This window comes from Nocardia wallacei (assembly GCF_014466955.1).
Taxonomy (GTDB): Bacteria; Actinomycetota; Actinomycetes; order Mycobacteriales; family Mycobacteriaceae; genus Nocardia; species Nocardia wallacei.
This window is the reverse complement of record NZ_AP023396.1, coordinates 7,295,680-7,319,978: the sequence shown is the minus strand read 5'-3', so window position 1 is coordinate 7,319,978 and position 24,299 is coordinate 7,295,680. Positions and strand designations below refer to the sequence as shown.

Annotated in this window: 27 protein-coding genes and 1 rRNA gene; 15 read left to right on the top strand and 13 right to left on the bottom strand. The window is 68.1% G+C overall.

Features of this window, described 5'->3' with window-relative positions; translation table 11 throughout:
- Positions 1-29 precede the first annotated feature (29 nt).
- Positions 30-146, top strand: a 5S ribosomal RNA gene (gene rrf / locus NWFMUON74_RS32920).
- A 72-nt stretch (positions 147-218) separates the two neighbouring features.
- Positions 219-1,193, top strand: coding sequence for an NAD(P)H-dependent flavin oxidoreductase (locus NWFMUON74_RS32915; protein ID WP_187685589.1), 975 nt, complete (start codon positions 219-221; stop codon positions 1,191-1,193).
- Positions 1,194-1,412: 219 nt separating this feature from the next.
- Here the strand turns inward: NWFMUON74_RS32915 and NWFMUON74_RS32910 are convergent, their stop codons facing one another.
- Genes NWFMUON74_RS32910 through NWFMUON74_RS32900 form a run of 3 tightly spaced genes read right to left on the bottom strand, consistent with a single transcriptional unit; the run spans position 1,413 to position 2,677 of the window.
- A complete protein-coding gene (locus NWFMUON74_RS32910; RefSeq protein ID WP_187685588.1) occupies positions 1,413-1,889 on the bottom strand; it encodes an SLOG cluster 4 domain-containing protein in 477 nt (158 codons plus the stop codon).
- Positions 1,886-2,335: an SRPBCC family protein gene (locus tag NWFMUON74_RS32905; protein WP_187685587.1), complete on the bottom strand. Its 450-nt coding sequence runs from the start codon at positions 2,333-2,335 to the stop codon at positions 1,886-1,888. The genes NWFMUON74_RS32910 and NWFMUON74_RS32905 overlap by 4 nt, the downstream gene beginning before the upstream one ends.
- Before the next feature lie 3 nt (positions 2,336-2,338).
- Positions 2,339-2,677, bottom strand: coding sequence for an ArsR/SmtB family transcription factor (locus tag NWFMUON74_RS32900; RefSeq protein WP_187685586.1), 339 nt, complete (start codon positions 2,675-2,677; stop codon positions 2,339-2,341).
- A gap of 433 nt (positions 2,678-3,110) precedes the next feature.
- Here NWFMUON74_RS32900 and NWFMUON74_RS32895 point away from each other — a divergent pair, with 433 nt between their 5' ends.
- From NWFMUON74_RS32895 to NWFMUON74_RS32885, 3 genes are all read left to right on the top strand, one after another.
- Complete coding sequence (locus NWFMUON74_RS32895) at positions 3,111-3,743, top strand: TetR/AcrR family transcriptional regulator (RefSeq protein ID WP_232110722.1); 633 nt, start codon at positions 3,111-3,113, stop codon at positions 3,741-3,743.
- Between the two features lie 66 nt (positions 3,744-3,809).
- On the top strand, positions 3,810-5,777 hold the full coding sequence (locus NWFMUON74_RS32890; RefSeq protein WP_187685585.1) for an NAD-binding protein: 1,968 nt from the start codon (positions 3,810-3,812) through the stop codon (positions 5,775-5,777).
- Positions 5,778-5,846: 69 nt separating this feature from the next.
- Positions 5,847-6,707, top strand: coding sequence for an alpha/beta hydrolase family protein (locus tag NWFMUON74_RS32885; protein WP_187685584.1), 861 nt, complete (start codon positions 5,847-5,849; stop codon positions 6,705-6,707).
- Between the two features lie 15 nt (positions 6,708-6,722).
- Here NWFMUON74_RS32885 and NWFMUON74_RS32880 read toward each other — a convergent pair whose 3' ends face one another.
- A complete protein-coding gene (locus tag NWFMUON74_RS32880) occupies positions 6,723-8,783 on the bottom strand; it encodes a prolyl oligopeptidase family serine peptidase (RefSeq protein ID WP_187685583.1) in 2,061 nt (686 codons plus the stop codon).
- A gap of 117 nt (positions 8,784-8,900) precedes the next feature.
- On the opposite strand from NWFMUON74_RS32880, the gene NWFMUON74_RS32875 reads away from it, so the two are divergent.
- The 3 genes from NWFMUON74_RS32875 (at position 8,901) to NWFMUON74_RS32865 (ending at position 12,224) form a co-directional block, all read left to right on the top strand.
- Positions 8,901-9,881 (top strand): dipeptidase, encoded by a 981-nt coding sequence (locus NWFMUON74_RS32875; RefSeq protein WP_187685582.1) that lies wholly within the window; start codon positions 8,901-8,903, stop codon positions 9,879-9,881.
- 93 nt (positions 9,882-9,974) lie between these two features.
- Entirely contained in the window at positions 9,975-11,378 is a 1,404-nt protein-coding gene (gene lpdA / locus NWFMUON74_RS32870; RefSeq protein ID WP_187685581.1) for a dihydrolipoyl dehydrogenase, read from the top strand.
- Positions 11,379-11,573: 195 nt separating this feature from the next.
- Positions 11,574-12,224, top strand: a complete 651-nt coding sequence (locus NWFMUON74_RS32865) for a Uma2 family endonuclease (RefSeq protein WP_232110721.1) — start codon at positions 11,574-11,576, stop codon at positions 12,222-12,224.
- A gap of 3 nt (positions 12,225-12,227) precedes the next feature.
- On the opposite strand, the gene NWFMUON74_RS32860 is transcribed toward NWFMUON74_RS32865, so the two are convergent.
- Positions 12,228-12,626, bottom strand: a complete 399-nt coding sequence (locus NWFMUON74_RS32860; RefSeq protein WP_187685579.1) for a winged helix-turn-helix transcriptional regulator — start codon at positions 12,624-12,626, stop codon at positions 12,228-12,230.
- Between the two features lie 93 nt (positions 12,627-12,719).
- Between NWFMUON74_RS32860 and NWFMUON74_RS32855 the strand changes: the two genes are divergently transcribed.
- Positions 12,720-13,574, top strand: coding sequence for an SDR family oxidoreductase (locus NWFMUON74_RS32855; protein ID WP_187685578.1), 855 nt, complete (start codon positions 12,720-12,722; stop codon positions 13,572-13,574).
- 25 nt (positions 13,575-13,599) lie between these two features.
- On the opposite strand, the gene NWFMUON74_RS32850 is transcribed toward NWFMUON74_RS32855, so the two are convergent.
- Positions 13,600-13,998, bottom strand: a complete 399-nt coding sequence (locus tag NWFMUON74_RS32850) for a VOC family protein (protein WP_187685577.1) — start codon at positions 13,996-13,998, stop codon at positions 13,600-13,602.
- Positions 13,999-14,153: 155 nt separating this feature from the next.
- Between NWFMUON74_RS32850 and NWFMUON74_RS32845 the strand changes: the two genes are divergently transcribed.
- Positions 14,154-14,930: a TetR/AcrR family transcriptional regulator gene (locus NWFMUON74_RS32845; RefSeq protein ID WP_187685576.1), complete on the top strand. Its 777-nt coding sequence runs from the start codon at positions 14,154-14,156 to the stop codon at positions 14,928-14,930.
- A gap of 46 nt (positions 14,931-14,976) precedes the next feature.
- Here NWFMUON74_RS32845 and NWFMUON74_RS32840 read toward each other — a convergent pair whose 3' ends face one another.
- The 3 genes from NWFMUON74_RS32840 to ramB form a co-directional block, all read right to left on the bottom strand.
- Positions 14,977-15,867, bottom strand: coding sequence for an LLM class flavin-dependent oxidoreductase (locus NWFMUON74_RS32840; protein ID WP_187685575.1), 891 nt, complete (start codon positions 15,865-15,867; stop codon positions 14,977-14,979).
- 110 nt (positions 15,868-15,977) lie between these two features.
- Positions 15,978-16,517 (bottom strand): carboxymuconolactone decarboxylase family protein, encoded by a 540-nt coding sequence (locus tag NWFMUON74_RS32835; RefSeq protein ID WP_187685574.1) that lies wholly within the window; start codon positions 16,515-16,517, stop codon positions 15,978-15,980.
- Positions 16,518-16,809: 292 nt separating this feature from the next.
- On the bottom strand, positions 16,810-18,219 hold the full coding sequence (gene ramB, locus NWFMUON74_RS32830) for an acetate metabolism transcriptional regulator RamB (RefSeq protein ID WP_187685573.1): 1,410 nt from the start codon (positions 18,217-18,219) through the stop codon (positions 16,810-16,812).
- 94 nt (positions 18,220-18,313) lie between these two features.
- Between ramB and NWFMUON74_RS32825 the strand changes: the two genes are divergently transcribed.
- Entirely contained in the window at positions 18,314-19,909 is a 1,596-nt protein-coding gene (locus NWFMUON74_RS32825) for an ATP-dependent DNA ligase (RefSeq protein ID WP_187685572.1), read from the top strand.
- On the opposite strand, the gene NWFMUON74_RS32820 is transcribed toward NWFMUON74_RS32825, so the two are convergent.
- Positions 19,860-20,042: a hypothetical protein gene (locus tag NWFMUON74_RS32820; protein WP_187685571.1), complete on the bottom strand. Its 183-nt coding sequence runs from the start codon at positions 20,040-20,042 to the stop codon at positions 19,860-19,862. The genes NWFMUON74_RS32825 and NWFMUON74_RS32820 overlap by 50 nt on opposite strands.
- Between NWFMUON74_RS32820 and NWFMUON74_RS32815 the strand changes: the two genes are divergently transcribed.
- Both NWFMUON74_RS32815 and NWFMUON74_RS32810 read left to right on the top strand, forming a co-directional pair.
- Positions 20,041-20,232 (top strand): hypothetical protein, encoded by a 192-nt coding sequence (locus NWFMUON74_RS32815; RefSeq protein WP_187685570.1) that lies wholly within the window; start codon positions 20,041-20,043, stop codon positions 20,230-20,232. The two genes, NWFMUON74_RS32820 and NWFMUON74_RS32815, sit on opposite strands and share 2 nt — an antisense overlap.
- A 99-nt stretch (positions 20,233-20,331) precedes the next feature.
- Complete coding sequence (locus tag NWFMUON74_RS32810; protein WP_232110720.1) at positions 20,332-21,591, top strand: lipase family protein; 1,260 nt, start codon at positions 20,332-20,334, stop codon at positions 21,589-21,591.
- Positions 21,592-21,751: 160 nt separating this feature from the next.
- On the opposite strand, the gene NWFMUON74_RS32805 is transcribed toward NWFMUON74_RS32810, so the two are convergent.
- The 3 genes from NWFMUON74_RS32805 to NWFMUON74_RS32795 all read right to left on the bottom strand — a co-directional run bounded on the left by NWFMUON74_RS32805 (position 21,752) and on the right by NWFMUON74_RS32795 (position 22,936).
- A complete protein-coding gene (locus NWFMUON74_RS32805) occupies positions 21,752-22,195 on the bottom strand; it encodes a DUF4254 domain-containing protein (RefSeq protein ID WP_187685569.1) in 444 nt (147 codons plus the stop codon).
- An 80-nt stretch (positions 22,196-22,275) separates the two neighbouring features.
- Positions 22,276-22,740 carry a DUF4254 domain-containing protein gene (locus NWFMUON74_RS32800; protein WP_187685568.1) on the bottom strand — a complete coding sequence of 155 codons (465 nt, stop codon included), beginning with the start codon at positions 22,738-22,740 and terminating at the stop codon, positions 22,276-22,278.
- A gap of 1 nt (position 22,741) precedes the next feature.
- Positions 22,742-22,936 (bottom strand): hypothetical protein, encoded by a 195-nt coding sequence (locus NWFMUON74_RS32795; RefSeq protein ID WP_187685567.1) that lies wholly within the window; start codon positions 22,934-22,936, stop codon positions 22,742-22,744.
- Between the two features lie 262 nt (positions 22,937-23,198).
- Between NWFMUON74_RS32795 and NWFMUON74_RS32790 the strand changes: the two genes are divergently transcribed.
- Positions 23,199-24,089 carry a helix-turn-helix domain-containing protein gene (locus NWFMUON74_RS32790; protein ID WP_269475305.1) on the top strand — a complete coding sequence of 297 codons (891 nt, stop codon included), beginning with the start codon at positions 23,199-23,201 and terminating at the stop codon, positions 24,087-24,089.
- Positions 24,086-24,292 (top strand): DUF397 domain-containing protein, encoded by a 207-nt coding sequence (locus tag NWFMUON74_RS32785; RefSeq protein WP_187685565.1) that lies wholly within the window; start codon positions 24,086-24,088, stop codon positions 24,290-24,292. The genes NWFMUON74_RS32790 and NWFMUON74_RS32785 overlap by 4 nt, the downstream gene beginning before the upstream one ends.
- Positions 24,293-24,299: the final 7 nt, after the last annotated feature.

The window sequence follows — 24,299 nt, the reverse complement described above, 5'->3', positions numbered from 1 at the left end:
CACACGATGTGTGGATAGTTTCATAGAGTTACGGCGGTTATAGCGGTGGGGAAACGCCCGGTCCCATTCCGAACCCGGAAGCTAAGCTCACCTGCGCCGATGGTACTGCACTCGACAGGGTGTGGGAGAGTAGGACACCGCCGGAACATACCTTCACGAAGGCCCCCAACAATGTTGGGGGCCTTCGTCGTTTCTCCGGCACATGCCAAGCTGGAGCCATGGCATTGACTACGGCTTTCACCGAATACATGTCGATTCCGTATCCGATCGCGCTCGCCCCGATGGGTGGTGTGGCCGGCGGCGCCTTGGCGGCGGCGGTTTCCGAGGGCGGCGGTCTCGGCATGATCGGCGGCGGCAGCGGCGACCGTGACCAGCTGGCGCCGGAGCTTGCCCTGGTCCGGGAGCGGACCGAAAAGCCTTGGGGCATCGGATTCCTGACCTGGGGTGTGGACACCGACACGGTCGCCTGGGCACTGGACTACGAGCCTGCCGCGGTCATGCTGTCATTCGGCGATCCGGCACCCTTCGCCCAGCGGGTCCACGCCGCGGGGGTGAAGCTCATCGTGCAGGTGACCGACCTCGACGAGGCACGCCGCGCGCTGGACGTCGGCGCGGACCTCATCGTGGCGCAGGGCGGCGACGCGGGCGGGCACGCCGGGGCGGATGCCATCGGCACCATGTCGTTCGTTCCGGTGGTGGTCGACCTGGCCGATGCCACACCGGTTCTCGCGGCGGGTGGCATCGCGGACGGCCGGGGTCTGGCCGCCGCCCTGGCCTTGGGCGCGGCAGGCGCACTGATCGGGACCAGATTCGAGGGGACGCTGGAAGCGTTGTTGTCGGCCGAGGAGAGCAAGGCCCTGCTCGACGCCCGCGGCCAGGACACCGAAGCCAATCGCACCCTCGACATCGCGCGCGGGTCCTCGTGGCCGGACCGCTACCCCGCGCGCACGTTGCGCAACGACTTCCTCGACGAATGGCGCGGCCGCGACGACGAATTGCGCGACAACCCCGAGGCTCGCCGCGAGTACCGCGAACGAGCCGACCGCGACGACCTGTCCGCCACACCGGTCTGGGCAGGCCAGGGCGTCGGCCTGCTCACAACCGTCGAACCCGCTGCAGACCTCGTCCGCGCAATCGCCGCCGAAGCCGAACACACCCTGCGAAACCTCCTCCACTCGCCTACCCCGAGCTAGCGCGGATAGAGCTACACAGCCTGGCGGAACGATGCGCCGACCGGCGAGCGCGCAGTCCTGTCAGACGCCGCGCCGGGCGGGATCGCCCGCGTCTGCCGAGGCGTGCCACCCCGTCAGACGCCCCGTATCGGTACCTCGACCGCGTCTGCCGAGGCGTGCCACCCCGTCAAACGTCCCGTAGCGCTACCTCGACCGCGTCTGCCGTGGCGTGCCACCCCGTCAAACGTCCCGTAGCGCTACCTCGACCGCCGCGGCCGGGTCGGTGACGGCGACGGCCGCGTCGATCGGTCGGCCCTCGACATCGAGGATGCGCCAACCACCCAGGGAGACAACGGGAATTCCGCCGCGGCGCTGCGCCAGGGCGAGTTCCGAGAGTGTTCCCCAGGAGCCGCCGATGACGATGACGGCGTCGGCGGAGGACACCAGGATCGCGTTGCGTGCCTCGCCCATGCCGGTATACAGGACCGCCGACAGCCCGGTGCAGGCAGTGCTGCGATCGGTGTCGGGCCGAACGCCGATCACGAGTCCGCCTGCGCGCGAGGCTCCTTCGGCGACGGCCGCCATTACCCCGGTGCCGCCACCACAGAGCACGGTCGCACCTGCCCGGGCGAGCAGTCGTCCGACCTCGCGGGCGTGCGCCGCATCGAGGTCGGTGCAGTCCCGCGGCCCGCAGACCGCGACCTGATATGCGCTCACGGCGCGGCCGCCAATTCCTTTCCGAGAGCGTCGAGTTGGTCGCGGGTGCCCTGTTCGCGCCAATCCGGCTGCTCGTGGCCGTCCAGGTAGGCGCCGTGCTCGGTCAGGACGAGACGCGTGCCCTCCTCTGCCGCAACGAATTCCACCGAGGTGAGCGAGATCGTGGTGACGGTGTCGTCGGCGCGCAGCGCCGAGGTGTACACGATGCGCTCACCGGGCACGATCTCCTGGTAGGTGGTCTCGAAGGTGAGTTCGGTGCCGTCGTGCGTGCCGCCGGCGAGTTCGCGTCCGCCGACTCGGAAGTCGAGTTCGTGCCGAGAATCGGGTCCGGCGAACCAGCGCGCCTTGGTCGCCGGATCCGACCATGCCGCGAATACCCGGTCCGGCGCGGCCGGATACTCGCGTTCGATGGTGAAAGTGGCGTGGACTACGGGATTCTCCGTCATGATCTACTCCTCGTTATCGGTGGTATCGGCGAGCGTCGTGCCGAGAGTGTCGAGTCGGCGCTCCCAACGGGTGCGCCGAGCGTGCAGCCATTGTTCCGCCGGGCGCAGCGCGTCGGGTGCCAGTTGGCAGGTGCGGACCCGGCCGACCTTCTCGGATCGGACCAGTCCCGCGTCCTGCAGGACCTGCAGGTGCTGCACGACGGCCGCGAGCGACATGTCCAGCGGCTCGGCCAGTGTGCTGACCGCGGCCGGCCCACCGGTCAGGCGCTCCAGCAGCCACCGGCGCGTGGGGTCGGCGAGTGCGCGGAAGATCCGGTCGAGTCGGTCCGTTTTGTTAAGCACCTACTTGAGTGTAGGCCGACGACGTCGATAGTCAAGTAGATACTTTACTGATCGCATGGCTACGGAGGTGATCACGAACTTTGGTGCCAACGGGGAAAAACCGTCAGAAATATTTCTACGACCTTCCTTCAAAATACCTCCGAAATCCCGGACCAATGTGTATCGTGCTGGGAGACAGGCAAACCGCTGGTAACTCTCGGCTGGGCCGTGCTGCGGCGGCGGAGTCGCCGAGGGCTCGATCGGAATGCGGGATTCGCGCCCTCATCGACCGGTTCTTTACCCGAAGGATAATTGGATATCTGCCCCCGGGCGTGCGGCGGAATGAGTCGAAGCCGAGTAGGCAACTTTCAGCTAACGCGCGGAGAATTCTTGCGGTCAACGAACAGCTCGATCCCCGCCGGAGGGATCGAACTCTTGGGTATTGTCTGGCCCGATGTCACAGGAAGCGACCGCGGGCAGGATGTACGCCGGGCAGCCCGTAGAAGACCGGCAGCGGCAGCGACGTGCCCGTTTTCTGGAGTCCGGGCTAACCGTGTTCGCGCGTGACGGTTATGCGAACAGTTCGGTCGGTGCCATCTGTAAAGACGCCGGACTGTCGTCGCGGCAGTTCTACGAGGAGTTCACCGGACGGGAATCGCTCCTGCTGGAACTGTATGAACAGATCGACCGGCAATCACGCGAAGCGGTCGCCGACGCACTGGCCGCGCAAACCGACCGCAGCGCCGTGGAGATCATCGATGCGGCCGTTCGCGCCTACGTCGAATCGATCGGCCGGGACCCGCGCAAGGCCCGTGTCGCTTTGGTGGAAGTGGTCGGTGCCGGACCCAACGTGGAAAAATTCCGGCTGGAATTTCGCCGCGCCTGGGGCGCGTTATTGGCCGGTGCGGCAGAGGATGCCGCGCTGCAGGGAGAAATCCCGCCGGGTGATTACGAGATGCGCGTCGTGGCGATCATCGGCGCGGTGAACTATGTGGTGGACGCGTGGAGCGGCTCGGAGCCGCGCCGATCGCTCGACGACGTGATCCGCGTGCTGCGGCGGGTGATCATCGGAGCCGTGAGCGCGTGAGGTCCGGCCTTCGCCGCGACGGCGAGCCCCTGGTCGTATGCTGCTGATTCGCTCTAGCATCGAATTGTGAGTGTGGATCAGGTGGGGGAACGATCCCCGAGTTTCGTTGTCTGCGGGGACAATCCGCTCGTATACCAGCTGGCGGCGCAGCTGGTGCGGCGGTTCGCGGACGCGGTCGTCACCGTGGTACTGCCCAACCGGCGGGGCGGCTATGTGCCGCTGCTGGAGCGACTGGCCGGGGTGCGGATCCTGTACTCGGAACGGCTGGACGAGGAGACGCTGCGCGCCGCGGGCGTCGCCGAGGCGCGGTCGCTGGCCCTGGTCGACCAGGCGGACGTGGAGAATTTCCATGCCGCGCTGCGCGCACACGAACTCAATCCGGATATCCGGCTGGTGATCCGGATGTTCAATACGGGCTTGGGCTTTCGCGTCCGGACCATGTTCGCGGACTGCGTGGTGCTGTCGATCTCGGAGATGGCGGCGCCCTCGTTCATCGCGGCGGCGCTGGGTGAGAAGACCCTGGATTATCTGCGGCTGGGTGAACGGACACTGTATGTCACCGGGCCCTCCGGCATTCCGGACAGCACGGTGGTGTGCGGGCTCGCGGAGTCGGCCGCGGGGGACGTGCGCATGCTGGCCTCGACGCGCAGCGATTCGCGGGCGCTGGCGCTGGCCGCGCGAGCGCCGCACGTGTTGAACCGGCGCCGGCGGTGGCTGCTGCGGTTCCGTTACCTGGTGCGGCACAACCTGGTTCGCCTGATGCTCGCGCTGCTGGCGTTGATCATTCTGGGTTGTGTGCTGATGGTCGCCGTCGGGAATGCCTGGGGCGACGCGGTGTACGAGACGCTGCTCGATGCCGCCGGCGCCGCGCAGCCGGAGCATCAGCGCGAACCGATCTTCAAGGCACTGCAGGTCGCGGTGGTGTTCATCGGCCTGGCCCTGACGCCGGTCGTGACGGCCATGGTGGTGGGTGGCGTGCTGCGCGCCCAGTTGTCCGAGCAGATCGGGCCGGAGCCTTCGGGTTTGAGCGGGCACGTGGTGGTGGCCGGGCTGGGCAACGTCGGCATGCGCGTGCTCGAGCAGCTGTTCGATCTCGGGGTGCAGGTGGTCGGGCTGGACTACGACGAGAACGCCCGCGGTATCGCGCTGGCGCGCACGCTGGGGGTGCCGGTGGTGATCGGTCAGGCCACCTGGGAGGACACGCTGGAGGCGGCCGGAGTGTCGCGGGCGCGGGCGCTGGTGCTGCTCACCAGCAGTGACGCCGTGAATCTGGAGGCCGCGCTGCTCGGCCAGTCCTATCACGAGCAGTCCCATCGCAATCTGCAAGTGGTGCTGCGGCTTTCGGACGACGATCTGGCCGAGCGGGTGCAGCGCAGCCTGGGCGACACCGTGGTGGTGCGCAGCGTCTTTCAGTTGGCCGCCGAGGGTTTCGCGGCGGCGATGGCCGAGCGCCGCGTGATCGCGACGCTCTCGATCAACGGCGGCACCCTCATGGTCGCCGAGGTTCCGGTGGAGGCCGGTTCCGCGCTCGTCGGCAAGCCGGTCCGCGCCGCGGGCCTGCCGGTGCACACCCGGGTCCTGGCCCTGCAGTCGGCCGTCGGCGCGGAGCTGGAATGGCAGCCCGACCAGGAAACCGTGCTCGCCCCGGGCAACCAGCTGGTCGTGGTATCCAACCGCACCGGCCTGGATCATCTCCTGGCACAGAGTGCGTCGACGGCCGAGCCCGACCCCGCCGAATCGACCCCGCCCGCGGATGACGCGCTGCCGGCCGACAGCTCCGCCGAACCGAACCCCGGTACGGGCGAAGCGATTCGGGCCGTGGTCGAGCGGGGTCATGACGCGGCCGGGCCGGTAGACACCGTGAGGACCGTCGACCGTGGGCTTCCGGGGACGGCGCGCCGCGCCGCCGGAGCGGGTGCGCGGGCAGCCGACCCGGGAGTCGGCGCGGAGCCGGACGGTGATCCTACAGAGCCGGGCGGTGATCCTACCGAGCCGGACGGCGATCCCACCGAGCCCGATCCTGTCGTCGCCTGAAGCGGCGTCTGCGGAGGGCGACGTATGGCGATCGGGCGCGGTGAGAACCCCGCGCGGTAGCGTGCGCGCATGGAGACGATTCCGATCCAGGTACCCGACGGCAGCGTCGTTCCGGTGCGGCTGGTGCCGGCTCGGGGGGCGCATCGGCAGCCGATCACGGCGGACGCGCCGCGGGCGGTGATCGTCGTGATTCCGGGGCTCGGTGTGCCCGGCGCCTACTACGGGGATTTCGCGTACGAGCTGGCCGGGCGCGGATTCGACGTGGCGATCGGGGAGTTGCGCGGCAACGGCGACAGTCGCCCGAAGCCGAGCGCGGCCAGCGCGTACGGCTATCAGGAGCTGGTGTCGGTCGACTTTCCGGCGATGTTCGAGGTGGTGCGCGAACGGTTCCCCGACAGCACGCCGATCCTGTTGGGGCACAGCATGGGTGGGCAGCTGGGCACGATGTACGCCGCCCGGGTTCGGGGCCGTCTGGGCGGGCTGATCCTGATCGCGTCCGGCACGCCCTTCTATCGCGGGTACGGCGGCATCGCTCGGTCGGCCATGCTGCTGGGTCCGGCGGCCGTGTCGCTGACCGCCAATCTGGCCGGTTTCTGGCCCGGCGACCGCATCACCGCGGGCGGTTTCGGCCGCCAGTCCAGGGTGCTGATCTCGGACTGGGCCCGGCTGGCGCGCACCGGCCGTTTCCTGCCCGCCGACGCCGACATCGATTACGAGGAGCGCATCGCCCGCCTGAAGCTACCGGTGCTGTCGATCACGCTGGCGGGCGACGATCTCACCCCGCGCGGCTCGGCCGACCACCTGCTGGAGAAGTTGCCCAACGCGCGCGTCACCACCTGGCATCAGCCGGAGCCGCGCGGGCACAACGGCTGGATCACCGAGCCCCGCGCGACCGTCGACCGCATCGAGAAGTGGGTCCGGGACCGCTGATCGCCGCCGGACGGGTCAGCTCTTCCGATTCTCGATCAGCATCTGGGTGAAGAACTCGTAGATCAGCGCCGCCTGGAACGCCAGCTGCTTGTTGTCGGCTGCGCCGCCGTGGCCGCCTTCGATGTTCTCGTGGTACCAGACCGTGTGGCCCTGTTCCTCCAGGCGGGCGGCCATCTTGCGGGCATGGCCGGGGTGTACGCGGTCGTCGCGGGTGGAGGTGGTCAGCAGGATGGGCGGGTAGGTCCGGTCGGCGCGCGCGTTCTGATAAGGGGAGTACCTGCTGATGTACTCCCATTCCTCGGGCTTGTCCGGATCCCCGTATTCGGCGACCCACGAGGCGCCGGCGAGCAGCAGGTGGTAGCGCTTCATATCCAGCAGTGGGACCTGGCAGACGATGGCGCCGAACAACTCCGGGTAGCGCGTGAGCATCACACCCATCAGCAGGCCGCCGTTGCTGCCGCCGACCGCGCCCAACTGCTGCGGGGTCGAAATGCCCCGGGCCACCACATCTTCGGCGATGGCGGCGAAGTCCTCGTAGACCTTGTGCCGGTTCTCCTTCTGCACCTGGGTGTGCCACTCGGGACCGTATTCGCCGCCGCCGCGGATATTCGTCATCACCCAGGTGCCGCCGCGCTCGAGCCAGCCCATACCGGACGCGCCGCTGTAGGCCGGGGTGCGGGAGACCTCGAAGCCGCCGTAACCCGACATCACCGTCGGACCCGGCTCGCCGACGCGGTCGCGATGTCGAATCACGAAGTAGGGCACCATGGTTCCGTCGGCGGAGCGGGCGAAGAACTGCTCCGTCTCGAGGCCGTCGGCGTCGAAGAACGCCGGTTCCTGCTTCAGGGGTTCGGTCGTGCGGCCCACGGCGCCCGCCAGCAGGGTCGCGGGCGTGGTGAAACCGCTTGTGGTGAGCATGAATTCGTCGCCGCCCTCGAGCGGGTCGAGGTTCATGACGTTGGTGGTCGCCATCGGCGGGGTGTCGGCCAGCGGCTCCCGGGTCCAGCCGTCCGGGCCGGGGGTGAGCACGTAGAGCTTGGTCTGCACGTCTTCCAGTGTGATCAGCAGCAGGTGGTGCTCGGTCCAGCCGTAGCCGTGCAGTGAGGTGTGCGCGTCGGGTGTGAAGACGACGTCGAAATCGCGTGCGCCGTCGAGGAATTCGTTCAGGTCGATGGCCAGCAGCGCACCGGCCGGGTAGGAGTTGCCGCCCACCTCCCACCGGGACTTCAAGCGCACCAGCAGCCAGTCCTTGTACCAGGATTCCGAGGCGTCGGTGGGCACGTCGAAATGGCGCAGGGTGCCGTCGTCCTCGAGCAGGTAGACCGATTCGTTGAAGAAGTCGGTGGCGCGGGCGACGTAGTGCCGTTCGTAACCCGGTGTGCGGTCGTATCCGGCCGAGACGAGCACGTCGCTCGGCTCGCCCTCGAAGACGGTTTCCGCTTCCGCCAGCGGCGTTCCGCGCCGCCAGCGCTTGGCGACGCGCGGATAGCCGGACTCGGTGAGCGAGCCCGGACCGAAATCCGTTCCGACATAGACGGTGTCGGCATCGATCCAGCGCACCTGCGACTTCGCCTCGGGCACGTAAAAACCGCCGTCCTCGGGCGCCCGGAAACGCTTTGTCCGCAAGTCGAATTCGCGCACCACCTTGGCGTCGGCGCCACCGCGCGAGAGACTGATCAGCGCCAGCGACTGTTCGGGGCGCAGCACGCCCGCGCCGCCCCATACCCAGTTCTCCTGCTCGGCGGCGGCGAGGGCGTCGAGATCGATCAGCACCTCCCACTGCGGGCTCTCGGTGCGGTACTCGGCGAACGTGGTACGCCGCCACAGGCCCTTCGGGTGCTCGGCGTCGCGCCAGAAGTTGTACAGCCAGGCGCCGCGCCGGGTCGGGTAGGCGATGCGGGTGTCGGTGTCGAGCATGTCGAGGATGCGGTGCTCCAGCTCGGAGAACCGGTCCGCGGTGGCGAAACGGTCGACGACCACCTCGTTGCGGGCCCGCGCCCAGTCCAGCGCGCGGTCGGAGGTCACCTCCTCCAGCCACAGGTAGGGGTCGGTCCGCTGTTCTTCGACGCCGCTCATGCTCGCCATTGTCGCCGACGCCGAGGTGCGGCGCTGCGCCGAACCGGTCGCGTTCGTCGCGAGCGAACGCCGCACGCCTACGATTGCGACACGATTGCCGATGCCGAGGAGGTCCCGTTGGCGCCCCCCGCCCTGTGGGAACAGCACTGCTGCCTGCCGCTGCTGCCGTCGGCCGACATCACCGAGCTGGCCCGCTACCCGCTCGGCTCGTACCTGTCGGTGAACGTCGGCTACGCGCCGCAGTCGACCGCGCAGGCCCTGGCGCTGGTGCGGCAGTTCCGCCGGGATGCCCTGGCCGACGGCCGGTTTCGGCTGGTGCGCACGGTTGCGGACACCTACGGTGACGACCGCACCATCGCCCTGGCGTTCGACCTGGAGGATTCCGGCCCGCTCGGCGGTGACCTCGACAACGTGCGCGTCTTCTACGACCTGGGCGTCCGCTCGCTGCTGCCCACCTACAACCACGCCAACGCCGCGGGCTGCGGCTGCCTCGACGCCGTCGACACCGGCCTCACCCGCTACGGCCGCGACCTGATCCGCACCCTCGCCGAGGTCGGCATGTTCGCCGATGGCTCGCACTGCTCGCGCCGCACCGGCCTGGACATCGCCGACACCACCACCGAGCCGATGATCTACAGCCACTCCAACTTCGCCGCGCTCTGGGCGCACCCGCGCAACATCACCGACGACCAGGCCCGCGCCTGCGCCGCGACCGGCGGCGTCATCGGCATCAACGGGGTAGGGATCTTCCTCGGGCACAACGCTCCCCAGGACCGCGCCGCCCGAATCGAGGCCATGGCGGACCACCTGGCCTACGGCGCGGACCTGGTCGGCATCGAGCACATCGGCCTGGGTTCGGACTTCTCCTTCGACGGCGACCAATTCAACGCCGAGATAGCCGCGGCACCCGAGAACTTCTCCGAGGACTACACCCGCTGGGGCCCACTGCGATGGACGCCTCCCGAAGACCTGACGGGCACGAGCGAAGTCCCAGGGCTGAACGAAGTACTGACCCGCCGCGGCTTCACCGAATCGGACCGCGCGGCGATATTCGCCGGAAACTTCCGAAGGATCGCCCACCAAGTGTGGGAACAGTAGAAAACATCACACCGAACCGAAACGCGAGCCATCGGGGCCGCGAACCCGCGACGCCGAAGGCGGCGCCGAAAACACTACGTTAGGCTCGGGGATGTGACTTCCCACTACGATGTCGTCGTTCTCGGCGCTGGTCCCGGCGGTTACGTCGCCGCGATCCGCGCCGCTCAACTCGGCCTGCGAACAGCGATCGTCGAGCAGAAATATTGGGGCGGTGTGTGCCTGAACGTGGGCTGTATCCCGTCCAAGGCGCTGCTGCGCAATGCGGAGCTGGCCCACCTGTTCACCAAGGAAGCGAAGACGTTCGGTATCTCCGGCGAGGCGAGCTTCGATTTCGGCGCGGCGTTCGATCGCAGCCGCAAGGTCGCCGACGGCCGCGTCAAGGGCGTCCACTTCCTGATGAAGAAGAACAAGATCGACGAGTTCGACGGCAAGGGGACGTTCACCGGTCCGAACTCGCTGTCGGTCGCGCTCAGCAAGGGCGGCGAGGAGTCGATCACCTTCGACAACGTCATCATCGCCACCGGGACCGTCACCAAGCTGCTGCCGGGCACGTCGCTGTCGCAGAACGTCGTCACCTACGAGGAGCAGATCCTGACCCGGGAGCTGCCGGGCTCGATCCTGGTCGTGGGCGCGGGCGCGATCGGCATGGAGTTCGCCTACGTCCTGAAGAACTACGGCGTGGACGTGCGCATCGTCGAGTTCCTGGACCGCGCCCTGCCGAACGAGGACGCCGATGTCTCCAAGGAGATCACCAAGGCGTACAAGAAGCTCGGCATCACCATCACCACCGGTGCGTCGGTGCAGTCGATCGAGGACAACGGCGCCAAGGTCACCGTCTCCATCAAGGACAACAAGTCCGGTTCGGTCGAGACCGTCACCGTGGACAAGGTGCTGCAGGCCGTCGGTTTCGCGCCGCGAGTGGAGGGCTACGGCCTGGAGGCCACCGGCGTGCAGCTGACCGAGCGTGGCGCCATCGCCATCGATGACTACATGCGCACCAATGTGCCGCACATCTACGCCATCGGTGACGTCACCGCCAAGCTGCAGCTCGCGCATGTCGCGGAGGCGCAGGGCGTGGTGGCCGCCGAGACCATCGCGGGCGCCGAGACCATGACACTGGGCGACTACCGGATGATGCCGCGCGCCACCTTCTGCCAGCCGCAGGTCGCGAGCTTCGGGCTGACCGAGGAGCAGGCCCGCGCCGAGGGTTACGACGTGAAGGTCGCCACCTTCCCGTTCACCGCCAACGGCAAGGCGCACGGCCTGGGCGACGCGACCGGTTTCGTGAAGCTGATCTCCGACAACAAGTACGGCGAACTGATCGGCGGCCACTTGATCGGCCCCGACGTGTCCGAGCTGCTGCCCGAGCTGACCCTCGCGCAGAAGTGGGACCTGACCGTCAACGAACTCGCCCGCAACGTGCACACCCATCCCACGTTGAGTGAGGCGCTGCAGGAGGCCATCCACGGCCTGGCCGGGCACATGATCAACTTCTGAGTCGCGGTTCAGGGCGCCCTCCGGTTCGGAAACCGGGGGGCGCCTTGCTGTTTCGTCCCGCACGGGGTGCGGGAACCGGGTAGGGGGTGCGGGAACGGGTAAAGGGTGCGGGAACAGCGTCTAGCTGGTGTTTCGCGATTCTCGCCGCTTACGATGATCGTGCCGACGCGAGGGAGGGACATAGACATGAATGTCATGGCTGTCGAACATCGTCATCGTGAGTTGCCGGGGGATCCGTACGAGCTGTGGGTGCGCGACGAGCTGGCCGATGTGCTGGACCTTCCCCACGACGGGACTCGGGTCGAAATCATCGGGGGGGAGATCGTTGTGGCACCAGGACCGGACATCGGGCACAACGCGATCGTGAGTGATATCCAAGATGCGTTCGCGCTGGCCAAGGGTGCCGACTCGGCATTCCCCTGGCGGTGTATTCAGACGCAGGACCTGAACCTCAGCGACATCCATGACGGCTATATCCCCGACATGTGCGTGATGGACCAGGAGATACTGCGGCAGGCGCGTGCCGCGGCACTGAAAAAGGTACTGCCCGCCCAGTTGGCGTTGACCGTGGAAGTCACCTCGCCGTCCAACGCCGCGGAGGACCGGAAACCCGGGGCCCGGCGGGCCCGTCCGAGCAAATGGAACGGCTACGCGCGGGTCGGCATCGGCAGCTATCTGCTGGTCGACCGAGATCCGCAGGCGGCCGTCGCGACGCTGTTCAGCGCACCGGATCGCGAGACGGGCAGCTACCGGCAGTCGGTGTCGTGGAAGTTCGGCGAGGCCATCGTGCTGCCCGAGCCGTTCGGCGTCTCGATCCCGACCGACGAGTGGGATCCCTGGGGATAACCGTCAGTCTCGGCGGTAGGTGGCCTGGGCTTCCTGGATCGTGCCGATATTCGTTTCCAGCGTGACGATCAGCGCCTCGAGGTGCTTGGCGACCTGAGCGCCGAGATCGGTGAGGGTGTATTCGACGCGCGGGGGGATGGACTGCTGGACCTCGCGATGGATCATGCCGTCGCGCTCGAGGGTCTGCAGGGTCTGCGAAAGCATGCGCTCGCTGACACCTTCGACGCGGCGGCGCAGCGCGCTGAACCGGTAGGGGCCCTCACGCAGCGCCACCAGCGCGAGCACACCCCAGCGGCTCGCCACATTCTGCAGCACCGGGCGGGAGGCGCAGTTGCGGGCGAAGACGTCGGCCTCCAGCGTCGGGTCGGACGCGTCCGCCGCGGTGGTCTGCCGGGTGGTCATGGCTCGATGCTACTCATTCGTTCTATAGTGACGGAATATATTGTACTAACTATTAGTTAGTGCTGGATATTCCGTATACAACAGGAGGTAGTCATGACCGTCGCCGTTACCGGGGCCAGTGGGCAACTGGGTCGTCTCGTCGTGGAGGCGCTGCTGCGCCGGGGCACGGGGCCGATTGTCGCGATCGCGCGGGATCGGGCCAAGGTGGCTGACCTGGCCGAGCGCGGGGTCGAGGTGCGGGAGGCGTCGTATGACGATGCCGCGGCCCTCGATCGCGCTCTCGCCGGTGTCGGCCGCGTGCTGCTGGTGTCGGGCAACGAGTTCGGCGCGCGCGTGGACCAGCACACCACTGTCGTGCGTGCCGCGCAGCGGGCCGGAGTGGGCCTGCTGGCCTACACCAGCATTCCGCGCGCCACCGAGAACTCGATGACCTTGGCGCAGGAACATCGCGCCACCGAGGCCGTGCTCGCCGAATCGTCTGTGCCACATACGATTCTGCGCAACGGCTGGTACTGGGAGAACTATCTCGGCGCACTGGGGAGTGCGGTGGCGAGCGGCGTGCTGTACGGCGCCGCGGGCGAGGGCCGGGTGGCCGCCGCCGCGCGCGCCGACTATGCCGAGGCCGCCGCGGCGGTACTGAGCGACGGCGAGCACGCCGGACGCGTCTACGAACTCGGCGGCGACGAGCACCTCACCTATGCCGACCTCGCGCGGGTGATCTCCGAGGTGTCCGGCAAGCCGGTGCGCTACCAGGATCTGCCGGAAGCCGAATACGCCGCCGCACTGGAGAACTCGGGCCTGCCCGCCGGATACGCGCGGGTGCTGGCCGACGCGGACACCGGAATCCGGGCGGGCCTGCTCGATGTCACCAGCGGTGAGCTGCAGAAGCTGATCGGTCGCCCGTCGACTCCGGTGGCCGAGGTGTTTCGGGCGGCGCTCGCCGAGTAGGCGGGTCGGTGCGTCGCCCCGTTCCTTACCGTTCGGCGCCGGGTTCGCCCACCCACTGCACCAGCTGGATGACGATCCCGTTCGGGTCGATGCTCTGGAAATAGCGCTCGCCCCAGGGCTCTGTCTCGATCGGGGTCACGATCGGGACGCCCGCGCGCCGGACCCGTTCGTACTCGGCGTCGATGTCGTCGACGACGAACGCCACCAGCAGGCCCTGCCCGGCGGCGCCGGCGATGCGGGCGGGTTTGAAGGTCGGCAACCCCGTGCGCAGGTAGATGAGGTTGAATCCGGCGTCGGCGCGCCCCAGTGACACGAATCCGTCAGCGGACATCTGTATCTCGAAACCGAAGTGCTCGACCAGGAACTTCGCCGACGCCTCCGGGTCGGGCACGTTCAGGGAGATGGCGGACGCGGTGATATTCACAGTGCCTCCTCGCCGGCCGGGTGCGTGGTTCCGGTCGGGACGGTCGAACCGATGATTACCGTACTTAGTACGCTATACTTTGTAGAGAAATTTCCGACCGAGTGCACTGTGATGTGGAACACACTGGCTACGATCGTGTCGGAGGTGGCGAAGAGGTGCGAGAAAAGGGCGGGGCACGCAGCGGCGCCGGTGATCCGGCGCGCACGCTGGAACTGCTGTGGCGGGAACCGGCGCGGACGTCGGGCCGTGGTCCGAAGCAGCGCAGCAGCGTCGACGCGGTGGTGGCCGCGGCCGTCGAGATCGCGGATGCGGACGGACTGGAGGCATTGACCATGCGCGCGGTGGCGGCGCGGCTGGGGCTCACGCCGATGGCCACCTACACCTACGTGCCGGGCAAGGCGGAGCTGCTCGATCTGATGCTCGACTCGGTCTACGGGCAGATGCCGCGCACCGATCTCACCGGATTGCCTTGGCGGGAAAGGGTTTCGGTCATCGCGGCGGAGAACCGCGACATGCTCGCGCGACATCCGTGGGTGGCCTACGTGCCCACCACTCGTCCGCCGCTGGGTCCGGGCGTGGCCGCGAAGTACGACCACGAATTGCGGGCCTTCGACGGTCTCGGCCTGGACGACGTGACGATGGACGCCGCGCTCACCCACCTACTCGGCGTCGTCACCGCGGTGGCTCGCATCGACATCGACACCCGGCGGGCCGCCGCCGACACCGGCATGTCCGACCGGGAGTGGTGGGACCGCACGGCCCCCATCCTCGCCCGCGTCTTCGACGCGCAGCGCTATCCCCTCGCCGCCCGCATCGGCGCCGCCACCGGCGCGGCCCACGACAGCGCCTATTCGGCCACTCACGCTTGGGAATTCGGCCTGGCCCGCGTGCTGGACGGCTTGGCCGCCCTCATCGAACAGCCTCCCCGCTGAGGATGTCGTCTCGGGAGGCAGCGGACGGCCCGCCGACATCGCCGTATCACGGGACCAGTGGGCGGATCTGTCCGGCGACGAAGCGGACGAATTCCACCGGGTCCTGATCGGCGCTGGGCTGCAGGATGACCGTGTCGGCACCGGCCGCGGCCAGGTCGACGACGGCGGTGGCGACAGCTTGCGCATCGCCCGCCACGCCGATGCGGTCCTCGGCGGAGGCGTTGTCGTTCGATGGGTGCTCGCCCATTCGGAGCAGTTCCGTGCGCAACCGGGACGCGGCGTCGGGACCGGGGACGGTCAGCAGGTTGGCCAGGACGCGCGGGGCGTCGGCGCGGCCGGAGACCGCGCGGCCCTCCCGCAGGAGTGCGACCGCTCGGCGCAGTGCGGCCGTGGAGGTGCTCGCCGTGAGGATGGCGGCGTCGGCGACCTCACCGACCAGGCGCAGTGTGCGCGGGCCCGTCGCCGCGGCGACGACGACCGGCGGCCGCGCCGGCGCCCAGTCGAGCGCGACGTTCTCTAGCCGGACGTAGCGGCCCTCGACCGTCAGCCGCTCACCCGCGAGCAGCCGACGCAGCGCCTCCACATATTCGCGCAGGAGCGTGACCGGAGATTCGACCCGCGCACCGACCTGTCCCATCCACTCCTGCACGCCGTGGCCGACGCACCAGACGCCACGCCCGGGAAAGATCCGCTCCAGCGTGGCGATCTCCATGGCCATGATCGCCACATTGCGCAGCGGCACCGGCAGCACGCCCACACCCACCCGCAGCCGCTCGGTCGCCGCGAGCGCGACCGCGGCCGCCGACACCCCACCCTCGAAAAAGCAGTCCTCCCAGAACCACAGCTCCTCGAGCCCCACCTCCTCCGCGATCCGCGCCACCTCGCGCACACGCTCCGGCGGGTTCTGCGGCAGGAAGACAGCGCCCAGAGTTGTCATCCCCCGATGGTGGCAGTCCCCACCGACAACACCGCTCGGGATCGGGGAGCGCGAACCCGCCACCGCCGCCGTGGCCGGCGGATCCGCGGCATCGAACCGCGACCCGAGTCCTAGTGGTCGGTCTGGATGCGCAGGGTGGTGATCGTGCTGGCCAGGCCCTCGTACTGGTTGACGAGGAGGACGATTTCGATGAGGCGGCGCTCGTCGTAATGGGCGGCCAGGGCCGACCAGGTGGTGTCGTCGAGATCCCGGGTTCGGACGAGTTGGTCGACGGCGGTGAGGAGGGCGCGCTCCCTCGGCGACCAGCCGGGGGCCTGCGGGCCGGTGCGGAGGCGGTCCAGGATTTCCGGGGTGATGCCGGCGCGCCTGCCCAGCCGGATGTGGTGATCGGTTTCGTAGTCGCAGTCGCGCAGGTGGGCGACGCGCAGGATCGCCAGTTCGGTCTCGTAGCGGGGGAGGCGGCCGCCGGGCATCAGGCGGCCGGAGTAGTGCAGCCAGCCGCGGAACAGCCCGCCGGTGCGGCCGAGGGTGCTGAACAGGTGTGCGTCGGCCGTCCCGGCGGCGCGCGAGATCACCTGCCAGACAGTCCAGTTGACGGGTCCCAGCTCGCGGAGACGGCCCGGTTCGATGCGTGGCTTCGTCGACACCATGCCTCACGCTAACAGCCGGATTCGGCGGGGTGCCACACATGGTGTACGGCAGTGTTCATGAGATCGACCGGTGCGGTTCCGTGACCGGGTATCGAACGGAACCGCACCGCCCCTCATCGATGGCCTGATATTCGAGTCCCTCGGCCCGCGTGGATACCCATGGAATTCGCCGTTGTATACAGCGTGCGTATCCGTTGCGAAGAGTATGCGGGAAGTGTTGCGCCCGAATATTTGTCGATGACGCCCTTGTTGCGGATGTTTCGGCGACGTGAAATCTGCGGATCGATGATCTTCAGCGCAGCACGTACGGGGAAATCGAGCTCCGGTGCTCGCTGATGTCGAGGGATTTGCCCAGCGGGGGAAAGGCGCGCTGGGGGCAGTTGGTGCGCTCGCACACCCGGCAGCCCGCGCCGATGGGGGTGGCCTTGGGGTCGTTGAGGTCCAGTCCGTCGGCGTAGACGACGCGGCCCGCGTGCCGCAGTTCGCAGCCGAGGCCGATGGCGAAGGTCTTGCTCGGTTCGCCGTAACGGGTGGCGCGCCGCTCCACGGTGCGCGCGATCCACAGGTATTTGCGGCCGTCGGGCATCTGGGCGATCTGCGTCATGATCCGGCCCGGATAGGCGAAGGTCTCGTAGACGTTCCACAGCGGGCAGGTGCCGCCCGACGAGGAGAAGTGAAAACCGGTGGCGGACTGGCGTTTCGACATGTTCCCGGCCCGGTCCACGCGCACGAACGAGAACGGCACGCCACGCAGCTTCGGTCGTTGCAGCGTCGAGAGCCGGTGACAGATGGTCTCGTAGCTCTGGGTGAAGAATGCCGATAATCGCTCGATGTCGTACCGGAAATCCTCCGCGACCTCGTGGAAATACGAGTAGGGCAGCACCAGGGCCGCCGCGAAGTAGTTCGCCAGCCCCAATTGCGCGAGCGTGCGGGAGTCCTCGGAGGCGAAATTGCCCTCCTCCACGAGTTTTTCGACCAGTTCGCCGCATTCGAGATAGGCCAGCTCGGCGGCGAGTTTGAACACCCGCTGCCCGCCGGACAGATGCGGCGCGATCTCCAGCCGCCGTGCCACGGGATCGAAGCGGTGCAGCACGCCCTCGCCGAGATCGATGCGCTCGACGATCTGCACGCCGTGGGCGGTGGTGAGCCGCCGCGCGATCTCACGCTTGAGATCACCGCCGTGGAAACGCATCCGGGTGGCGAGTTCCTCCGCGGCGGTGTCCAATTCGTGAATGTAGTTCTGCCGCTGATAGAAGAAGTCGCGCACCTCCTCGTGCGGGCGGGAGATGGCGCCCGAGCCGCTGCCGTCGGAGAAGCGGTCCTCTGTGGCGGCGGCGAGCTGGGCGGTGGTGTTGCGGTAGCGGCGGTGCATGTTCACCATCGCCCGGGCCAGACTCGGATGCGCCGAGACCATCTCCGCGATCTCCTGGGCGTCGGCCTCGATGGCCAGCTCCTGGTCCATCACGACTTCCTGCAGTTCGGCGATGAGGCGGGTGTCGTCCTGGGAGGAGAAGAAGCCGGCGTCGACGCCGAACACCTCGCTGATGCGCAGCAGCACCGGCACGGTGAGCGGGCGCACGTCGTGTTCGATCTGATTGAGGTAGCTCGCCGAGATCTCCAGCTTCTTGGCGAGCGAGATCTGGCTCAGCCCGCGCTCGGTGCGCAGTTGTCGCAGCCGCGCACCGACGAAAGTCTTGGCCATTCGTCCAGTTTATGGGTGGTTTCGCAGCTCTGCAAACATTCGATTAACAAGCCCGTCCGCGGTCGTGTCGGACCCGCGGACTACGGTCGGAATCGTGCTGTTGTCGCAAGTAGTCGAGGCGTCGGGCGCCGTGCGCGCGACATCGTCGCGCAAGAGCAAGATTGCCACACTGGCCGGACTGCTGAAACAGGCCGAGCCCGCCGAACTCGCGCCCGTGGTGGCGTGGGTGTCGGGGGAACTGCCGCAGGGCCGCATCGGCACCGGCTGGCGCACGCTCACCGGCTTGTCCGTGGCGCCCGCGGCGGAACCGAGCCTGACCGTGTCGGCCGTGCACGCGACCTTCGACGAACTGGCCGGAATCGCCGGTTCCGGCTCGGCGGAGCGCCGCCGGGAGTCGCTGGTGGCCCTGTTGTCGGCGGCGACGGCGGCCGAGCGGGATTTCCTCGTGCGGCTGCTCACCGGTGAGCTGCGGCAGGGCGCGCTGACCGCGATCGTCGCCGAGGCGGTCGCCGTCGCCGCCGAGGTGCCCGTCGACCTGGTCCGCCGCGCGCACATGCTGTCGGGGCGCCTGCCCGTCACGGCGGCGGCGGCGATGACCGGCGGCGCGGGTGCCCTGGCGGAATTCCGCCTGGAGGTCGGCCGTCCGATCCAGCCGATGCTCGCCTCGCCCGGCGGCTCGCTCGCGGAGGCCTTCGCCGAATTCGACGGGCGGGTGAGCGTGGAGCACAAACTCGACGGCGCGCGAATTCAGGTGCACCGCAAGGGAACTCAGGTGTGGATCTTCACCCGCACGCTGCGGGAGATCACCGGCAACGTGCCCGAACTGGTGGATCTGGTCCTGGGGCTGGACTGTACGAGCGTGGTACTGGACGGCGAGACGCTCGCACTCACCGATGCCGGGCGGCCCCGCCCGTTCCAGGAGACGATGAGCCGCTTCGCGCTGACACCGGCCGAGGCCGAAGCGGCCGACAGCGCGGCCGCGGCACTGGGCCAGTCGGTCCCCGCGGCGACCTCGACGCGCGAGCTGCTGCTGCATCCGTACTTCTTCGACTGCCTGCACCTCGACGGCGCCGACCTACTCGATGCTCCGCTGTCCGAGCGGCGTTCGGCGCTCACGGCGGTGGCCGGTGCGCACAGCATTCCGGCGCTCGTCGCACCCGACGCCGCCGCGGCGGCGGAGTTCGCCGAGGGCGCGCTCGCGGCGGGGCACGAGGGCGTCGTGGTCAAATCACTGGTCTCGCCCTACGCCGCCGGTCGCCGCGGCCGTGCCTGGCAGAAGATCAAGCCCTCGCACACCCTCGACCTGATCGTGCTGGGCGCGGAATGGGGCTACGGCCGCCGCACCGGCTACCTGTCGAACCTCCACCTGGGCGCGCGCGACCCGGACGGCGGCGCCCCGATCATGGTCGGCAAGACGTTCAAGGGACTTACCGACGCGCTACTGCGCTGGCAGACCGAGGAATTCCCGCGCCACGAACGCACCCGCGACGACCACACGGTGTACCTGCACCCCGACCTGGTGGTCGAGATCGCCCTCGACGGCGTACAGGTCAGTCCCCGCTACCCGGGCGGCGTGGCCCTACGCTTCGCCCGAGTCCTGCGCTACCGCCCCGACAAGGACCCCGCAGACGCCGACACCATCACCGCGGTACGCGCACTACTTTCGGGCGCTCCGCCCGCCGCAGGGTGACGCGGCGCCGCCACCACAGCGGCACCGCGGTCGACGCGAACGGCACGGCGACGAAAGCCACTGCGGCAACGGCCGCGTCCGGATCGTGCAACTCCATCTGGGTCCAGGCTCCACCGAAGAATTGGGCGGTCATGGACGCAGTTGACCGTACCGGCACGGCGACCGAGGTCGTCGGCGCACTGCCCGGTCTCACCACGCTCGTACTGCTCTACGAGGCCATACCCGAGGAGCTGGTGTTCCGCGGATATTTCCAACTCATCCTCGCCCCGAACGGGTGCGGCGCGCCGATCGGCGTACATGAAACTGATCATGGGGGTAGGTAGGGTCGAGATTCCCCCGTCGTCCTCGGCGGCGGCTGCTTGGTGACTTGTGCGGAATCGGCGGAGGCCCGCCTGTGGCGGGCGAGCACAGCGGGAGTGGACGTGGCGAGTGCACGGCGGTGGGTGGCCCGGATGTGGACTGTGGCCGTGGCGGTCGCGGTGGCCGCGACCGTGGTCGGCGCGGAGCGGTCGGTGGTTCGCGCGAACCCCCTCGGTGAGTTCGTGAATCCACCGCGCGTACTCGAATCGGTGCTGCCGACCCCGCTGGGCGACCCGTTCTACACCCCGCCGCCCGGATTCGAAACGCGTGCTCCGGGAGACGTTCTCGCGTCCCGTGCCGTGCGTAACTGGTTCCCGATTCCGGTGCGGTCGATCGAGCTGCTGATCCGGTCCACGAACGCCAAGGACGAGCCGGTGCCGGTGGTCGCCACCCTGCTGACGCCGCAGAAACCTTGGCGCGGAACGGGTTCGCGGCCGCTGGTGTCCTACAACATCCCGATCTCCTCGCTCGGCAACACCTGTGCCCCGTCGCGGCAGTTGCAGGAGGGAGTGCAGGCCGATCAGCTGTCGATCGGACTGCTGCTGGCCCGCGAGTACGCCGTGATCGTGCCCGACCATCAAGGCCCGCGCCAGGCCTACGCGGCCGGGCGGATGGGCGGCCATGCCGTGCTGGACGCACTGCGGGCGGCCGGGCATCTCGGCGTGGCCGAGGTGCGGCCGGATTCGCCGATCGTGATGAGCGGCTACTCCGGCGGGGCCATCGCGACGGGGTGGGCGGCGCAACTGGCCGGGGAGTACGCGCCGGAACTGCCGGTGGTCGGTTCCCTGATCGGCGGCGTCCCAGCCGATTACGACCAGTTGCGGCGCACCATGAACGGGAGCATCGGCGCCGCCGGGATCTTCCTCGCCGCGGCGCTCGGACTGGCCCGCGAATACCCCGAACTGCTGACGTTGCTCAACGACAACGGCTGGCGGCTGGCGCACCTGCTCAAGGACATCTGCGTCGGCGGCGAGACCGTGCTCGGGTCGCTCGTCCCGCTGAAGGTCGAAGACTTCACCGACGTGCCCGACCCGACGGCGCTCCCGATGGTGCGAAAGATACTGGCGGACAACCGGCTCGGCGCACTCGCCCCACGCTCGCCCGCGCTGATCTACCACGGCGTCCACGAGTACTGGCTGCCGTTCGAGCAGGCACGGAACCTGTACGGCGACTGGTGCGCTCGTGGCGCCCAGGTCCGGCTGGCCCCGCTGCCGGGCGAACATTTCGTCGTGGGTGCGCTCGCCATCCCCGCGACCGGCGCGTGGGTGGCGGACATGTTCGCCGGTCGCGCGGTGCCGCCGGGCTGCTCGGTGGCCGGTTGACAGCGGATTCACAGCCGGATCGCGGCGGACCTCGAGGCTGTGGCGACACGATGAATTCGCCGGTCCGACCGGCACGGATCAGCTGCCCTGATCCGGCCTTCCCCGCAGACGGCGGCGCCGCTCCCCTCGACGGCGCCGCCGTTCGGACGGTGCGTAGCTTTCAGTGTTCGTAGGAGTGGTCGCCGCTGAGGTCGGGTAGCCGACACAGTCCGGCGCTGACGTCGGCGGCGAGATCGTCGTAGGCGGTCGCCAGTTCCGACAACCGCCGCCACGCCTCGCGGACCGTCGATTCGGGGGCGTCGGTCAGCGTCAGGTAGGCCAGTGCGGAGAACTGCGCCAGCCGATCCACCACCGTCCCCACCGTCTCGGTATGTAATCGCGCACCGCCGTGCGCACGCGGCAATTGCGTTGCGACCCACTGGTCTATGTCGTGCACCAGCCGGGCACGATCGCGATCGATGCCGCGCACGGCACTCGTTGTCCCGCCGAGCCGCTGCTCGTGCAGCTCGGCCAGCCGGCAGGCACAGCGCAGCACGAAATTATCGTCCTGCGCCGTCCCGCGGCATGCCTCCAGGAGGCTGTGTTTGAGTGGGAGCGATTCCACGGCGGTCATCCTGCACGCCGAATGTTTCCGATCGGCAACGGGATTCGATGCCATACCGTGATCTCGCCCGGGAACCGTGGTCAGGGCCGGAAGGTGGAGGGGAGGCGACGGCGGCCACGGGCCACCTCTTCGCTGAGTTCGTCATAGGCATCGGCGAGTTTGTGCAACAGCAGCACCGCCATGCCGTGCGCGTGCTCGTCGTCGGCGTGGGTGATATGCGCGTCGGTGCAGTGCCAAGCCAGCCGATCCACAATGGTGCCGATCGTCTCGGTATGCAAAGGAGCGCCACCCGGAGGTACCGGAGTTACGAACAACACGAATCTGTCGATCGCCAGCACCAATTCGGCACGCTGCCGGTCGATTTCGTCGTCTCCGGGACTGCCAGGAGAATGCGCGCGGCACCGGTGCAGAATCGCGAGCTCGGCCGCGGCCTCCAATACCGGATGCGAGCGGTGCGGCATGCCGCGCATCGCGGCCAACAGCAGATCCTTGCCGGGCAATTTCGACTCACCGGTCCCGGCGTCGGCAATCCGACAGCGGGGCATATCAATAGCCCATTGCCGAGCTACTGCGGCGCGAGTCCGGGGTGAGGCGACCCGCCTGCACGAGGCACGACTTGGCCTGGCGCTTGACCGGGCAGGCCATAATGGGACAGTCGATGTGGTTCTGCATAATGACGTGCGCGTAATCGACCGTCATCACCGGGAATTCGCTGTGGTCGGTTATCGGAATGTCGCGCATTTCTTCTCCATGGTCGCGGTGGCGTGGTATACCTGTCGTAGGGAATGGCTGGGCCACAGGGGATTTGGATAGCGGTGGCCGAATCATCCCGGCTGCCGGGGGTGAAATCAGTTGTACGCCAACCGCTCGAAACGCGGAAGGTGCAACCCGGCTCGGACGCACCGTAGCTACCACACTTCTTTTTCGGGGGGATCCGTAACAGCACGCTCCGAAAAGGGGCCTTCCGTAAACCCGTACACGACCAGTAGTGAGGCTAACGAAAATGGCAACATCTGGATCTACCCTCGCACGCCGGGCATTGGGGCGTCAGATGCATATGCTTCGCGAGCGTGCGGCGGTCAAGCAGGCAGAGGCCGCGAGAATCATCGGCGTCTCCGCGCAGAGCATCGGCCGGTTGGAGGACGGCCAGAACACCCGGCCCAACGACATCTTCCTGAACATCCTCTGCGACTCCTACGGTGCTTCGGACAAGGAACGACGAACGGTGCTGGCCCTGGCCCACGAGGTGCGGACGGCCCACAAGCACGGTGGTGGGTGGTGGCGTGGCTACGCGGATCAGTTCATCGGGGACTTCGATCACTATCTGGCCTTGGAGGAAGCGGCCAGTCGCCTCACGATATGGCGGGTATCGATCCTCCCCGGCCTGCTACAGACCCCGAACTACCGTCGTGCAATCGCTTGGGCTGAATCGCCGGATGTGCCTACTGAAGAAATCGAGAAGCGCATCGAGTGGTCCACACGCAGACAAGCATGTCTCGATGACCCCTGTTTCGAGGTCCATGCCCTTCTCTCGGAGGCGGTGTTGCGAGACCACGCGGGCGGCCCAGCGGTGATGAGCGAGCAGTTGGTTCGGCTCGTGGAACTTTCTGAGCTGCCCAATGTTTCGGTACGGGTGGTTCCCTTCGCGGCGCGGAGCATACTGGGCTCATACGTTGGATCGTTCAGCTTGTTGGAGTTCCCTCCGCTGCAGCAGTCCAAGACAGTAGAGCCTCCGGTGGTCTACGTTGAGGAGTACGCGGGCGATCTCTACCTCGAACAGGACGAGGATGTGAATCGATATAGGCGTGCGTTGCGGGAGATCGACCGGGTAGCGTTGGAACAAGAGAAATCCAGGGCTTTCATCCTGGCTGTAGCGAAGGAGTATGGCGAGTGAGCATCGATCTCTCCCGGGCCAAGTGGTTCAAGTCCAGTCGCAGCGGCTCGCAGAAGGATTGCGTGGAGGTGGCGCACCTGGATGGGGGGATGGTCGGGATGCGGGACTCCAAGGATCGGGGTGGTCCGGCGCTCGTCTTTCACCCCGCCGAGTGGGATGCCTTCACGGCTGGCGTGCAGGCTGGGGAGTTCGACCGGGGGTAGGCGGAAG